The organism is Chryseobacterium sp. OV279 (assembly GCF_900128945.1).
Classification (GTDB): Bacteria; Bacteroidota; Bacteroidia; order Flavobacteriales; family Weeksellaceae; genus Chryseobacterium.
Genome location: NZ_FQUD01000005.1, coordinates 1 through 15,375, shown reverse-complemented (window position 1 = coordinate 15,375; position 15,375 = coordinate 1). Strand labels below are relative to the sequence as shown.

At 38.0% G+C, this 15,375-nt stretch carries 11 protein-coding genes; 4 read left to right on the top strand and 7 right to left on the bottom strand.

Annotated elements, in window-relative coordinates; all coding sequences use genetic code 11:
* Positions 1 to 86: 86 nt before the first annotated feature.
* The 4 genes from BUA72_RS21400 to hutH form a co-directional block, all read right to left on the bottom strand.
* Positions 87 to 1,580, bottom strand: coding sequence for a S8 family peptidase (locus BUA72_RS21400; protein WP_072925108.1), 1,494 nt, complete (start codon positions 1,578 to 1,580; stop codon positions 87 to 89).
* Positions 1,581 to 1,697: 117 nt separating this feature from the next.
* Positions 1,698 to 2,144, bottom strand: coding sequence for a GNAT family N-acetyltransferase (locus tag BUA72_RS21395; RefSeq protein ID WP_072925107.1), 447 nt, complete (start codon positions 2,142 to 2,144; stop codon positions 1,698 to 1,700).
* Between the two features lie 97 nt (positions 2,145 to 2,241).
* Positions 2,242 to 2,703, bottom strand: coding sequence for a DUF2059 domain-containing protein (locus tag BUA72_RS21390; RefSeq protein WP_052202529.1), 462 nt, complete (start codon positions 2,701 to 2,703; stop codon positions 2,242 to 2,244).
* A 6-nt stretch (positions 2,704 to 2,709) separates the two neighbouring features.
* The gene (gene hutH, locus BUA72_RS21385; RefSeq protein ID WP_072925105.1) at positions 2,710 to 4,200 is read right to left on the bottom strand and encodes a histidine ammonia-lyase; all 1,491 of its coding nucleotides are present in this window, start codon (positions 4,198 to 4,200) and stop codon (positions 2,710 to 2,712) included.
* A gap of 136 nt (positions 4,201 to 4,336) precedes the next feature.
* Between hutH and BUA72_RS21380 the strand changes: the two genes are divergently transcribed.
* Positions 4,337 to 5,098 (top strand): hypothetical protein, encoded by a 762-nt coding sequence (locus BUA72_RS21380; RefSeq protein ID WP_072925103.1) that lies wholly within the window; start codon positions 4,337 to 4,339, stop codon positions 5,096 to 5,098.
* Positions 5,099 to 5,359: 261 nt separating this feature from the next.
* A complete protein-coding gene (gene uvrC, locus BUA72_RS21375) occupies positions 5,360 to 7,159 on the top strand; it encodes an excinuclease ABC subunit UvrC (RefSeq protein ID WP_047454611.1) in 1,800 nt (599 codons plus the stop codon).
* A gap of 51 nt (positions 7,160 to 7,210) precedes the next feature.
* Here uvrC and BUA72_RS21370 read toward each other — a convergent pair whose 3' ends face one another.
* The 3 genes from BUA72_RS21370 to BUA72_RS21360 are packed head-to-tail and all read right to left on the bottom strand — an operon-like array spanning position 7,211 to position 9,974.
* Positions 7,211 to 7,966, bottom strand: a complete 756-nt coding sequence (locus BUA72_RS21370; protein WP_072925101.1) for a hypothetical protein — start codon at positions 7,964 to 7,966, stop codon at positions 7,211 to 7,213.
* A gap of 23 nt (positions 7,967 to 7,989) precedes the next feature.
* The gene (locus BUA72_RS21365; protein ID WP_034729849.1) at positions 7,990 to 9,072 is read right to left on the bottom strand and encodes a putative type IX sorting system protein PorV2; all 1,083 of its coding nucleotides are present in this window, start codon (positions 9,070 to 9,072) and stop codon (positions 7,990 to 7,992) included.
* 17 nt (positions 9,073 to 9,089) lie between these two features.
* Positions 9,090 to 9,974, bottom strand: a complete 885-nt coding sequence (locus BUA72_RS21360; RefSeq protein WP_047454605.1) for a DMT family transporter — start codon at positions 9,972 to 9,974, stop codon at positions 9,090 to 9,092.
* A gap of 393 nt (positions 9,975 to 10,367) precedes the next feature.
* Here BUA72_RS21360 and BUA72_RS21355 point away from each other — a divergent pair, with 393 nt between their 5' ends.
* Entirely contained in the window at positions 10,368 to 11,996 is a 1,629-nt protein-coding gene (locus BUA72_RS21355; RefSeq protein ID WP_072925099.1) for an acyl-CoA carboxylase subunit beta, read from the top strand.
* Positions 11,997 to 12,122: 126 nt separating this feature from the next.
* Positions 12,123 to 15,116, top strand: coding sequence for a zinc-dependent metalloprotease (locus tag BUA72_RS21350; RefSeq protein ID WP_072925098.1), 2,994 nt, complete (start codon positions 12,123 to 12,125; stop codon positions 15,114 to 15,116).
* Positions 15,117 to 15,375: the final 259 nt, after the last annotated feature.

Here is a 15,375-nt window from a genome sequence, read left to right as displayed (position 1 = left end):
GTAAAGTTTCGGGATGCGGGTTTCGGGATGCGGGTTTCGTACTCATACCCCTGAAACTCATTATTCATTACTGATTACTTATAACTCTATTGTACCGCTTTCAGAACATTGATGTTTCCGTACCCGTAGCTTGAATTGACGGTAGGATAATAAGTTGCAGACTGTCTCATTTTATTTAGTACCTGATCTCTCGTCCATGAAGGATTTTTAGACCACACAAGAGCTGCAATACCAGCCGTAGCTGCTGTTGCCACTGATGAACCGCCTACATAATCAGACTGATTGTTATAATAACTTAAAACAGGAACTGTATTTCCGTTCGCTCTTTCCATCTGGAACGTAAAATCGATTTGACTTCCGGAATGGCAGACATCACATTTCTGGTTGGACGTTCCTTCTTTTACCCCGGTTACAGCCTGTGTTTCGGACATACTTGCAGGGAAAATAACTCCTACAAAATTGGTAAAGCTGGTAGAAGTACCTCCTGCGCAGAAGATCAATTTTCCTTTAGAATAAGCATATTTCACTCCGTCTTCAATTTTTCCGACAGAGAAAATATGTCCCATTGACATTGAAATAATCTTCACACTGGTATTATTGGCCAGATCTGTAAATGCTGTTTTCACTCCATTCTGCTCGCTGGAAGTTTCCAGTACCACATTGGAAGCCGCACGGTAAGTGATCAGATTGGCATTGTAAGCCACACCTACAGGAAGTCCTGCATTATTTTTCGGAGCTGCCATTACGGAAGCCATTTTTGTTCCGTGGCCGCACTGATCTGCCGGTCCGTCTGTAGTAGAACCATTTACATATGATCCGAACTTGTTGATCGTTCTTCCGGAAGAAGCGCCGGTATTAAAACTGCTCCCCAGTAAGGTCTGTTCCGGTGAAACTCCTGTATCGATAAGGCCTATCGTAACTCCGGCTCCTGTGCTGTGACTCCATGCGTTAGGAATATTGTGCTGGGTAAAAGCCCACGGCACTTTAGCATTAGGGGTTGTAGTCGTATAATCTGCAGCATTTAAAGCGGTAGATTCAAAGCCGCATCCTGATGAAGAACCGCTGGATTTTGCGTTGGGATTAAGCCCGTTTTCTATTTCAAAATAATGATAGTCTCCCGGTTCTACATATCTGATGGTTTTCATCTTTCTCAGGGCTGTAATCGTTTCCTCTTTTTCTACGATGACATCTATCTGATTAAGATACTGATCTGAAGCAATCAGAAATCGTTCCTGGCTGGCATTTTCATATTTTTTGATCAGATCCAGAACTTCAGCTTCCATGGTTTTACTGTCTGCAGAAAGGCTTCTGTCAAAATCATCCTTTGAAGACCCGAATCCGATGGACACCATTCTGTTTCCTCTGAAAATGGCACTCCAAAGCAAATGATCGGAAGCATTTTTCCAGTTGAAAGATCCGGTATTTTTGATCGAGCTGTTAATTTCTGCGTTGATCTGTTTTCCTGTTAAAGGATCTTTCTGAACATTTTCAATGGTGGGATTTTCATTTTGAAGCTGGTCGCTGGTACATGAATTCATGACAAAAAACAGTGCCAGTAGGTAAAATACACTTTTTCTCATAGTTTTAATTGTATGGTTTGGACTCCCAATATAACACTTTGATGGGAATTAAAAGCTTAGAAAAAATGAATTTACTATTACAAGAATATGAATCCTTACTGCTACCCTATGAAAAATTTACAATATTTTCTCATAACAGACGCTTTTATCGATACCGATATACTGCCCATAGTTAGGAATTCTGCAATACCTACTTTTCTCGTAGACGGAAAGGGCTTCATTCTGTTCAAGTGAACTTTCCAGAACGGCTTTTGCATAACCTGATTCTTTGGCCCAGGATTCCAGTTCCTGTACAATTGCTGTAGCCAGACCTCTTTTCCTAAAATCAGGATGAGTGTACATCCTTTTGATCTCTACCGTATCCTCAGAAAACTTTTTGAATGCTCCACATGCTGCCGGCTTTTCATCAATGTAGATCACGATACAGTTTTTGATATTGTCAATTTTATTGAACTGATCATAGAATGAATGCTCATCTCCATTACGGATGGCAAGATCAGCATCGAGAAGTTTAACTAAATTTTGAAAATCTATGTGGGAGGAATCTGTTCTGGTGATGGACATTTTTTTGGATTTAAGGATTTAACTGATTTAAAAATTTAAAAATTGGGGTGTAATACAAAAGCTTCCCCGGTGAGAGGAAGCTTGGGATTTATTTGTCTTACTTATTTTTTTCTGGCATCGGTGGTGGTGGGCTTTGATAGCCTGCTTTTTTATCAAGTTTTTCTTTCACTTTGATTGTTATCTCCCGTCCCATTTTTTGCCCTGCTTCTACACTTTCTTTCATAATAGTTGGTAATACAGCAAGGGTCTTTTGGCCAATAGGAGACTTATAGAACCTGATAAGCTCATCAACTTCTGATTCTGTATAATATTTAGAATATATAGGAATATACATTTCAGTTATTCTATCAGTTGTTACTTCTGCCATAAATTCACTCCAAAATTCATCAGAAATATTGGGAGACTCCTTCTTAATCTCGGGTATGGATTGCTGCATTCCAGCAATAGCCATTTTATCTGCACCCGTAATTTTAATAAGTTCCCGAACCTTAGCTTCAGAAGCCTGAGAGAAAGCAAATGTTCCAGCAAAAAGACTTACAATGATGGTTAATTTTCTCATTTTCAATTAAACTTCAACCTTGAATTTTCTTTCATTAATAAGTTCTGCAATCGCCAGCATATCTTTTCCTATCAGTCTGTCATCTTCCAGCTTCTTCACTTTTGTACGGATGATGGTAAAATTTTCTTCGATGATCTTTGAACATTTGGAAGGTCTTCTGAATTCTAATCCCTGCGCTGCAAACATTAATTCCACAGATAAGATATTCACCAGATTTCCTAAAACCTGATTGAATTTTCTACCGGAAATACTTCCCATAGAAACGTGGTCTTCCTGTCCTAAACTTGTAGGAATGGAATCTGCCGATGCCGGGAAACACAATGTTTTATTTTCCGTAACCAAAGCCGCAGAAGTATATTGAGGAATCATAAATCCTGAATTCAGTCCTGAGCTTTCCGTCAATAATCTTGGAAGTCCGTATTTTCCTTCTAACAGTAAATAACTTCTTCTGTCTGAAATATTTCCTAATTCAGCAGCAGCCAGTGTAGCATAATCCAATGGAAGTGCCATCAGCTGTCCGTGGAAGTTTCCTCCGGAAATAGATTCTTCGGCGCTTAGTACAATTGGGTTATCTGTTACAGAATTTAGCTCTGTTTCAGCCATCAGCTTAAGGTGCTCAAAAGCATTTCTGCTGGCACCGTGCACTTGAGGAACACATCTCATGGAATAAGGATCCTGCACTCTTTCGCACTCTTCATGCGCTTTCATGTTTTCAGAACCTTTTAAAAACTTAACCATTCTTGCCGCCACTTTTTTACTTCCCTCGAAAGGTCTGATCTCGTGAAGTTCTTTTTTGAACGGGCTTTCAGAACCTCTGTACGCTTCAATACTCATAGCCGCAGTCATATCTGCCAGATTCAGTAAATATTCAAATTTCTCCAAACCTTTGATCGCGTGAGCCAGAATAAACTGGGTTCCGTTGATCAATCCCAAACCTTCTTTCGGGCCTAATACCAACGGTTCAAGACCATGTCTTTCTAAAACTTCCAGAGTTTCGAAGATCTCATCTCCTTCCCAAACCTGCCCTAATCCAAGCAATGGTAATACAAGGTGAGCAAGAGGAGCTAAATCTCCGGATGCCCCTACAGAACCCTGCTCAGGTACCACCGGAATAATATCTTTTTCAAGCATCAGGATCAGTCTTTCGATCACTTCAAGAGATACTCCTGAAAAACCTTTAGACAAAGCATGAACTTTGGCAATGATCATGATTTTGGAAAACTCCTTATTGATAGGTTTTCCTACACCTACTGCATGGGAAATAATAAGGTTATACTGCAGCTGGGCAGTTTCGTCAGCAGATATTTTAGTATCGCAAAGGGGGCCGAAACCCGTATTGATCCCATAGACACATCTATCGGATTCTACTATTTTCTGAACGTTTTTCTGAGATTTTAGGATCTGTTCTTTGGCTACTTTATTAAGTTTAGCTTTATTTGGTTTTTTACAGATTTCCAGAACATCATGGAAAGTGAAAACATCTACACCGTATATCATTTCTAAAAATTTCCTTAAAATTACGCATTTAACGATAATTGTAAAAGCTAAATTTCACGGTCTTACATTTTTCTGCCAATACGTCAATTAATTTGCTATTTTTACCGCCAAAATTAAAAACAATTATCAATAACTTATGAAACTTAAAACTCTACTGCTTACGTTATGTGTGGCAGGTACAGCCACTTTCGCCCAGAAAGTAAAATACGCCAAAGAAGACATCAAAAAAATGGAAACTTATCTCTTCAACGAGGGTTTTAATACACCGTCTCCTAAGAAAACATCAACCATTGTTTTAAAAGACGGAAGCTCTCATAAAGGGTTCTGTGGCAAGATCGAAACAAAAAAGGGACAGATTTATGAAGTCTCACTGAAAGACAGCATCACAAAAAAGAATGAAGTCTTTAATGCTGAACAGATCAACGAAATGTATGTATACCCTACCAATGCTGAAAAAATAGCAAAAGTTGGAAAGTATATGGGAAACATCAGAAACTTCGGTACCAAAAAACTAACAAAGAATACAGCGGGTGGCAGAATCCATTTCGTCAATCAAACCGTTTCTCTGAAAAACAAAAAAGATGATAAGGAATTTCTGATGCAGCTGATCAACCCTGACTTCAGTGATATTATTTCTGTCTATCATGATCCTAGAGCTAAAGAAACCGGAGGTTTTTCTATGATGGGTTCTCCACAGCTTGGTGGTGGCGTTATCAAATCTTATTATGTAAAGAAAGGAGATAAGGTCATGTGGCTTCACAAAGATGACTTCGAGGATAATTACGATTTCCTTTTTGGTGACAATGCAGAATTCATGAAGAAATATCCTAAAAACTCTGTTGAGTGGGACTATCTAAGCTTCCTGATCAATGAATACACTGCGATGAGCAACGGATAGAATTTAATTTTAATCTGAGTTCGGGATGAGCAAACCAAGAGTCAATCGTGAATTTTGCTTCGCAAGTGAATGGTGAATTTTTTGGGTAGATGTAAGATTTCAATACTACAAGATCTGAAATTTCCATGTCAAAACTTTCAACCCCTAAAACGCTCCGACTCTCAAACCCGGATCTAATTTAAACATACCTCATAAAACTGCAGAAAATTCTGCAGTTTTTTTGTTCTTTTAAATCCCGGATGGATTCCGTAATTTTGTTATATGAATCCTTCTTTAGAATTACAGCTTAAAACTTTACCATCAGAACCAGGCGTTTATCGTTATTATGATAAAAACGATCAATTGCTGTATGTAGGAAAGGCCAAACACTTAAAGAAAAGGGTTCTCTCCTACTTCAACAAAAACCTTCCAGGCTACCGTATTAAAATAATGGTAGGAAAGATTGTCCGTCTGGAAACGACGATCGTAAACAGTGAATACGACGCTCTTTTACTGGAAAACAACCTGATCAAGGAACACCGTCCTTTTTACAATGTATTGTTGAAGGATGATAAAACCTACCCATGGATCTGCATTAAAAACGAGAACTTTCCTAGAATCTTTCTCACCAGAAATGTGATTAAGGACGGATCTGAATACTATGGACCTTACGCGAAAGTACGTCCTGCAAAGATTCTACTGGATACCATCAAGCATATCTATAAGCTCAGAACCTGTAATCTGAATCTTTCGCCTGCTAAAATAGACGAAGGAAAATATAAAGTCTGTCTGGAATATCACATCAAAAACTGTGAAGGGCCTTGCGAGGATCTGGAAAGCAAAGAAGATTATGATGAAAAGATCGATGCTATCCGTGGAATTATCAAAGGAGATTTCCGGAAAGCAAAGGAATATCTGGTGAATCAGATGATGAAACATGCAGAAAACCTGAAGTTTGAAGAAGCACAGATCATCAAGGAAAGACTGGATATTTTAGAAGATTATCAGGCTAAAAATACGGTGGTCAACCCAAATATTGATGATGTGGATGTATTCGGAATGACCAGTGATGAAACAGCTGCTTATGTGAATTTCTTCAAAATCCGGAACGGAAATATCATCCAGAGTTTTACCACCGAAATTAAAAAAATCCTTGAGGAAACCGATGAAGATATTATGGAAGAAGCTCTGATTGAGATCCGCCAGAAATTCAGCTCTGATTCTAAAGAAGTCCTACTTCCGTTCCATCTTTCGGTAGAGATCCCGAATGTAAAACTGATTGTTCCCAAAGTAGGTGATAAAAAAAGGATTGTAGAACTTTCCGAGAAAAACGCCAAGGAATACCGTTTGGAAAAATTGAAACAGGTACAGATTGTAGATCCTGAAAGACATACCAACAGAATCATGGCAGAAATGCAGAAACTGTTGAGAATGCCTGTAGAACCGAGACATATTGAAGGTTTTGATAACTCGAACATTCAGGGAACAAATCCTGTCTCTGCCTGTGTCGTATTTAAAGACGGAAAACCAAGCAAAGCCGACTATAGAATTTTCCATCCGAAAACAGTAGAAGGAGCCAATGACTTTGCTACTATGGAAGAAGTGATTTACAGACGTTACAAAAGACTGCTAGATGAAGGGGAAGATCTTCCTCAGCTGATCCTGATAGACGGTGGAAAAGGACAGCTTTCTTCTGCTGTAAAAAGTCTGAGATTATTGGGACTTTACGGCAAAATTACGATTGTAGGGATTGCGAAAAGGCTGGAGGAAATATTCTTTCCTGAAGATTCTATTCCATTGTATCTGGATAAAAAATCAGAAACCTTAAAGATATTGCAGCGGGTAAGAGACGAAGCTCACCGTTTCGGAGTCAAACACCACAGAACGAGAAGAAAAAACTCGACCATCAAATCTGAGCTGGAGGAAATTCCGGGTGTGGGTGAAAAAACGATTGAATTGTTACTTTCCAAATTGAAATCTGTTAAACGCATCCGGGAATCGAGTATGGAAACGTTGGAGGAAATTCTGGGAAAAAGTAAAGCGAAGGTGATCTGGGAATATTTCAACAGTACTGACCAATAAAAAATCCTTAACTCATGGAATTAAGGATTATATATTATTGATAACGTATTCTTATTTTGATGAAAATACTTCTTTAGAAAACTCTCCATTAGATTGTGGCATATCAATGATGATATTTCCATTTTCAAAATAACCGATAGTATAGCTTCCGTCTGCAAGTTTCACTCTGAAGACATCTTTCTTTGAAGAAGTTTTAAAAACAGCGAATGGTACAGAACTTCCGCTGTCTGCCAGAATAAACTGATTATTGTCTACCTGAATTTTCTGAAGATTCCACTTTCCGTTTGAATACTTCCCTGATTTGTTTTCTGAAACAGGTACAGAAGCAGAAGTATCATTTGTACTTACAGATGATTTGGCTACAGGTTCTGCTTTTACTACTGCTAAGACTGTTTCTGAAGGATATGAAACTGGAACGGTAATGATAGCCTGTTTAAGAGCATCCTGAAATCCTTCTTTAAAGTCTTTAATGTTGGAAGTTCCTTTAGAAGAAAAAATAATTTTCTCATTACAGTCTTTCACTTCAATAAGAACTTTATTCTTTAAAAAGCTGCTGGCATTCAAAACATTGGCAGATAAAATACGGCATGGGTTTTCCTTTACATCGGCCGGCCATTCTTTCATTCCCCTTACCACTGTGTACTTTTTGGTTGTCAAAGCCTTAGCTAAAGCCGTGTCAAGCCCGTAAGAGTCTTTTTCAAAATCTTTGAACTTCTCCGGAACGGAAATATATTTATAATCAGAAACTTTCTGTCCAAAAACAGCCGTTACCAAAAAGAAAGATGCTAATACTGAAATTTTTTTCATTGCTTTTAAATTACATGTCAAAGTTAATCATTTCTGAATGCTCCCATATCCAATTTAAGAGAGAAAAAATTAGAATAGAAATTAGATCCTCCTATTCCTGAATTGGTGATGGCATAATCCAAGGTAAGCCCTCTGTATTTTATCCCGATACCTGCGCTCGGCTGGAAAGAAACTTTTCTCTTTAAGTCCTCAATATCTGTAATCGACTGGAATCTGTTTACCCCAAGTCTTACGAAGATCATTTTCTGATATCCAAGTTCAGCCCCTGCGTAAGGCGTAAGGCTGGCAAAATCTGTAGAAACCAAAGCTGCCGTTTTTGCGAAATCCACATTGATCCCGGCTTCCGGTAATACATAAAGGCTGCTGTTGATATTGAATATTTTACTGGCCCCAACATTCAGTTTAGGCATGGTAAGTTCCATTTTATCTTTTGGCGCCGGGTTAAATTCTTCTCCGTTTACTACTGTGGAAAGCTCCTTTTGATTGATGCTCCAGAAGTTGACAGTGGTCGTTGCATCACGCAACATACCCCCGAATTTCCATCCGTTGTCTGCTTTATAAATAGCACCAATGTCAAAACCAAAACCATAACCGTTGGCAAATTTCCCTACGTTTCTGTAAACAATTTTAGCATTTACCCCTACATCCAATTTAGGATTTCCGGCAGGATGAAATGCATAGGAAAGGATCGCTGCATAGTCAGACTGGGAAAATTTGGTGATTTTATCATAGTCAATATTTCCTTCTGAATCGATCATCTGTGTAGTGTTCAGGATATTGTCTACCCCTAATCTGACTACAGAAACTCCGAATACGCCTTCTTCCAGTACTTTTGCATAGGCCAGATAATCATATTTCGCAATAGATTCGAAATATTCTGCGTGCATTGCTGCGCCCTGCCAGTCTCTTTCGATGGCCATTAAACCTGCGGGGTTCCACATCGAGGCGTATACATCGTCCTGATTGGAAATTACAGCTCCACCCATGGCCAGTCCTCTTGCTCCAGCTCCGATATTTAGAAATTCATTGGAGTATTTTCTTATGATCTGAGATTGAGACAGCCCAAACAGCAGTGAAAATGCAAGTAAAAAATATTTCTTCATCATATAAATTTGATGCTTAGTTAAAGTTTTTTTAGTTTTTTAGTTTTTCTGGATTTCATCAATCCATTGACAATGATTGCCAGTATCATAACGCCTGAAGCTCCATAAAATACAGGACTCATTTCTTCTGATTCCCCAAAGATAAAAAAAGCTAGTATAATTCCGTAAACAGGTTCTAAATTAACTGTTAAAATTAGAGTAAACGGCGAAATATACTTCATCAGGTTTACAGATTCCAACATTGGAAACGCTGTGAAAACACTGGCCAACAAGCATATTAACGCCAGATCTCTGTAGTTTATTTCATCCATGTGAAAAATCTGTCCTGTACCCATATAAAATAGAGCAAGAACCAGCCATCCGCAGAAGATTTCATAAAATATAATATTTCCGGAACTCGTTTTTCCAAACATCTTCCCGTTAAAAACAGAAAAGATGGTCCCAAATATAGCACAGAGGATCCCATAAATGATCCCTTCTTTAAAATGAAACTCCGTTTTAAAAATCAGTAAAATACAGGCAACAATCACGACACCCATGATCACTTCTGATATATCGATCTTCCTTTTAAAAATAATGGGTTCCAATATAGAAGCAAATAAAGTAGAAAGTGAGAGGCAGCTTAATGCAATGGAAACATTCGATACTTTAATGGAATAAAAAAAACAGTACCAGTGAAGCGCCATGGCACAACCGATACCGGCCAGCTGAAAAAAGATCTTCTTCGATACTTTTATACTCTCTTTTTTATAGATCCTGATAAATATAAATAGGAATATGGCCGCAAACAGCATCCTGTAAAATACGAGAATCTGAGCATTGGCTTGAATCAGTTTTCCCAAAATTGCAGTAAACCCCCACAAAAAAACAATCAAATGCAACCTGAAAAGTGCTAATTTTTGCATATCCTAACTTCTATAAATTTTTAACAGGCAAATTTACAAATAGCATTTAGAAATAGTGCTAAAAAGATAAGTTTAGTGAAATAAAAAGCAGAAAATGTAAAATTCAGTTCATCTACTTATTATGAGATATAAAAAACCCTGAAAATTTGTTCAACGTTCAGGGCCTTCAAATAATAAACTATTAAAAAAATAAACTAGGAACTTAGAGTATTTAGCAGGGAATATGATCCCTTTAACTCTGTAGTAAAGTTAGAAAAAATATCAGTAATTTAAAAATAATTTTTTGTTAAAAAATTCACAAATTTCTGAGAACCAATATATTAAACACTTGTTTTACTTCAGTGCGTATTCTTTATAAAAATAGTATCTTTAGGCGTAAAAAATTGAAATTTTATGGACCTTGAATTCAACAAACGGGAAGATCAAAATAGATTAAAATTATCCGATCTCAATCAATTGCTCGCTGAAATAAAAAAAGGAGGCGGTGAAAAGAGGCTTCAAAAGCTTCGCGACGAAGGAAAAATGACAGCAAGAGAAAGAGTGGAATATCTTCTCGACAAAGGTTCAGATTCCATAGAAATCGGTGCATTTGCTGGCTATGAAATGTATAAAGAACATGGCGGATGCCCTAGCGGAGGAGTTGTAGTGGTGATGGGATATGTTTCAGGCAGACAATGTCTGGTTGTGGCGAATGATGCTTCTGTAAAAGCAGGCGCATGGTTCCCGATTACCGGAAAGAAAAACCTGAGAGCACAGGAAATCGCGATGGAAAACAAACTTCCGATCATTTATCTGGTAGACTCTGCGGGTGTTTATCTTCCTATGCAGGATGAAATTTTCCCTGATAAAGAGCATTTTGGACGAATTTTCAGAAATAATGCTAAAATGAGTTCGATGGGGATCATTCAGATTTCCGCGGTGATGGGAAGCTGTGTAGCAGGAGGAGCTTATCTTCCTATTATGAGTGATGAAGCGATGATTGTGGATAAAACAGGTTCTATTTTCCTTGCCGGAAGTTACCTTGTAAAAGCAGCCATTGGTGAAACTATTGATAATGAAACATTGGGGGGCGCTACTACGCATTGTGCTATTTCAGGTGTGACAGATTATAAGGCTAAAGATGACAAAGATGCTTTAGACAGAATCAAAAACATCATGAAATCTCTTGGAAGTACTGAAAAAGCTGGATTCGACAGAATAGAAAGTTTTCCTCCAAAAGAAAATCCGGATAATATTTTCGGTATTGTTCCTGTTTCAAGAGCGGAACAGTATGACACTTACGAAATCATTAAATGTTTAGTTGATAATTCAGAATACGAAGAATATAAACCTGATTACGGTAAAAGCATCATCTGTGCTACCGCAAGAATTGACGGCTGGTCCGTAGGAATTGTAGCGAATCAGAGAAAACTTGTAAAAAGTGGAAAAGGTGAAATGCAGTTCGGAGGTGTCATTTATTCGGATTCTGCTGATAAATCAACAAGATTTATCGCTAACTGTAACCAGAGAAAAATTCCATTGGTATTCCTTCAGGATGTTACAGGATTTATGGTAGGTTCGAAATCTGAGCACGGTGGTATTATTAAAGATGGGGCTAAAATGGTGAATGCCGTTTCTAATTCTGTAGTTCCAAAATTCACGATCATTACAGGAAATTCTTACGGAGCCGGAAATTACGCGATGTGTGGAAAAGCTTATGATCCAAGACTGATCGTAGCATGGCCTTGGGCAGATCTTGCTGTAATGGGCGGATCTCAGGCAGCAAAAGTTTTAGTTCAGATTCAGGAGTCTACCTTAAAAAAGCAGGGTAAAGAAATTACTGAAGAAGAGCACAACGAAATTTTGGATACCATTACCAAAAGATATCAAAAGCAGACAGAAGCTACTTATGCAGCTGCAAGGCTTTGGACGGATGCTATTATCAACCCTACAGACACAAGAAAATGGATTTCTATGGGTATTGAAGCAGCGAATCACGCTCCAATTACGGAAAAATTTAACTTAGGAGTTATTCAGGTATAAAAATATTCACAATATATAAAAATTGAGTTTATTTTTTTAATAAACCTTATAAAACGGCAATATGATAAACAATTCATATTGCCGTTGCTTTTTATTTATTAACTTTATAAAAAGAATCACTTTATTATGAAAACTAAATTAACTTTTTTCCTATTAATTGTTTTTAACATTTTTTGGGGACAGAACATTTCAAAAGAAACGTCCTTACCAGGCAGCGTTTTCCCTTTTGACTTTCAAAGATTTGAAACTCAGTTTCAGTCAAGCCGATTAAAAAAAGAAAAAATCTCAAAGGTCTGGATCAATATTCCTGCAGAAAATGGGAAAAGTATAAGATTTAATCTAAGTGAGAACAGTCTTACAGAACAGAGGCTTAATTCAATCCTTACTTTTGACGGTGTGAGTGAAGATCGCAGTTCTTCTTTAAAACTATCTGTCTTTAAAGATCACTTTAATGCGATTATTAAAAATGATGAGGGTTATTTTATTGTAGAGCCTTACAAAACATCTCCCGGCGAGTACAGGATATACAACGCTTTCTCTACATTTGATGAAAGATTTACCTGTGGTGTGGAAGAAAATGATGTGATTAAGGAATTAGCAGTAGTTAAACAGTCTTTAAACTCAAAATCAGCGGTCAATTTTCCATTTGGAAACCAGATCAGAAAATTCAGACTGGCGGTTGCTACGACCGGTGAATTTACCCAGGCCTTCGCAGGAAATACGGATGATGCTTTGGCAGAAGCTGTCAATATGGTCAACCTGATTAATAAAATTTATGAATCTGAGGTTTCCGTAACGTTCGGCCTTATCGCTGATACCACTAACAAAACCCTGATATTTACTGATCCTGCAACAGATCCATTCACTGTGGATCCTTCTTTTGCCAGTGCAGCCAATTCTCAAACCGGTTTTAATACATTGAATACCAATACGACTTTAGTTTATAATAAATATGATATAGGACATACATTCAATATTCTAAGCAGTGGCGGAGCTCAGGGCCAGGCTGGTCCGCAACCATGTAACAATACTTCAAAGTCAAGAGCATGGAGCCAATGGGCCCTTACAATGCCTAAGGGGATTGTTGCCGGATTAATTGCGCATGAAATGGGTCACCAATTCTCTGCAGGACACACCTATAATGCAGTGGGAGGAAGCAGCGGAAGCCCAACATTCTGTACAAGCGGATGGAATGCAGCTGCAGCTATTGAACCGGGTGGCGGATCAACGCTTATGGGATATTCCACCAACTGCTCAACCCCCAATAATCAAACCAATACAGGAAATAATAATCTAAGTTATTTTAATGCAAAAAGTTTAGATCAAATTCTAGCTTATCTGCAAACTCCTGCCAACTGTTATACTATTGTAGCCAGTATCAACCAGGCTCCTTCTGCCAATGCCGGAGTAGATATTACCATCCCGAAAAATACACCGTTCAAATTAAAAGGTGTCGCCTCTGACCCTAATGACAGCAGTCTGTCTTATACCTGGGAACAGGCGGATGTGGCTACAGCTAATGATAAGGGAGCATTCGGTTCCACGATTACCGGAACAGGTGGTTATACCGCCGTCAACAGTACGACTGCACCACTGTTCCGTTCTGAACAAACGGTTTCAACTACAGAAAGATATTTTCCAAAGATGCAGTTTGTCTTGAATAATCAAAACAATCCACCTACGAATGACGCTGAAGCGCTACCTCTGGTGGCAAGGAATATGAAATTCCGTTTTACCGTGAGAGATAATAATGCCACAAACGGAGGACTGGATTCTGATGAAATCATAGTAACTGTTAGTAACAATGGACCATTAACTGTTTCATATCCGAATGCTACAGGTATTTCCGTAGCTTCCAATGCAAATATGACCGTAACATGGGATGTTAATAATACCAATACAATTAAAAGTAATGTTGATATTTTGCTATCTATTGACGGAGGAGTATCGTTTCCTTATACATTAGGATCCAATGTTCTGAATAATGGCAGCTATAGTGCTACTATTCCTTATATTCCATCTACTGATAAAGCAAGAGTGAAAGTAGTAGGCGTAATCAATCCTAATGCTGAATTCTTTGATGTTTCTGATAATAATTTCACCATTACATCGGACTGTGCAGCTTATTCCACTTATATAACTCCACAGACCGCAACCACAACTATTTCTGGCAGCCCTGCATCTAATCTTAATATGACCGCTCCACCAGCGGCAGATGCAGCATATACTTCTAAAACTTTTGTCTATAATGTAGGCACCAGTACGAACAACGTTATTGTTTACAGCAATTCTGGAATGACAGCTCCTGTTTCTGCAAGCAGTAATTCTGTAACCAATACATTCAAATTCAGAGTTACGGAAACCGGTTCATATGTTTTCTCCAAATCATCCGGATTCCTGATTACGTCCGTACATTCAGGAAATCCTGCTACACTGGCTAACTTTTTAACTTCAAATGCTTATTATAACGGCTCAAATTATACCTCTGTAACATCTGCAAAAGCTGTAGTATTAAATGAAGGAGTTGATTATTACTTTGTGATTTCAAATTTTTCCAATCCAGCGAATGCAACCAGTTATACCCTTACATCAGCCGGTCCTGGAAGTTTGTATGAAACTGCTACAACACCTGCAGGTTACAGCTACACATTTGTTGCCATTAATAATTCAACTGGTAAAATTCAGGCAGTAAGTCCTACAGCAAACTTTACTTCTCTTCCAGCAGGGACTTTTACTGTAAAAGGAATCTCTTATATCAGTACAGCCAATGTATCAAGCTTTGTTGGAAAAAGTATCAGTGAACTTGTTGCTTTAAATATCTGCTTAAATGAAAGTAAAAATTCCAGAGTACTAACACTTACTTCAAGCTTGGGCACAAAGGAATATCAGAATGTTAGTGATATTAAAATCGTCCCTAATCCGGTAAAAGATATTCTTTCTGTGATTACCGACAAACAGGTTACTCATTACGAACTATATGATATGTCCGGAAGAAATATGACCGGTAAAAAGAAATATTCAGGAACCATCAATTTCACAGAATACTCAGCAGGATCTTATGTAGTAAGACTTTTCGATAAAGAAGGTCTGATCTATACAACGACTGTTATTAAAAAATAATATTATTTATAGATACAGTAAGGAAAGATGGTCGAAGGGCCATCTTTTTTTGTTATGCATCTTAAAGTATAAGAGTAAATAAGAATTAAGCTTATTAACGGTAATGAATATCTCACGCGGATATTCCAGATTGAGCAGATACCTTTTAATTGTGGAAAGAGAATAGATGGAAAACCCTGAAGTCTAAGTTTTGGCTAAAGCCTTTTGCGTTGTATACATTGTAAGCGGGCTAAAGCCCGCTCCTATTGAATATAATAGG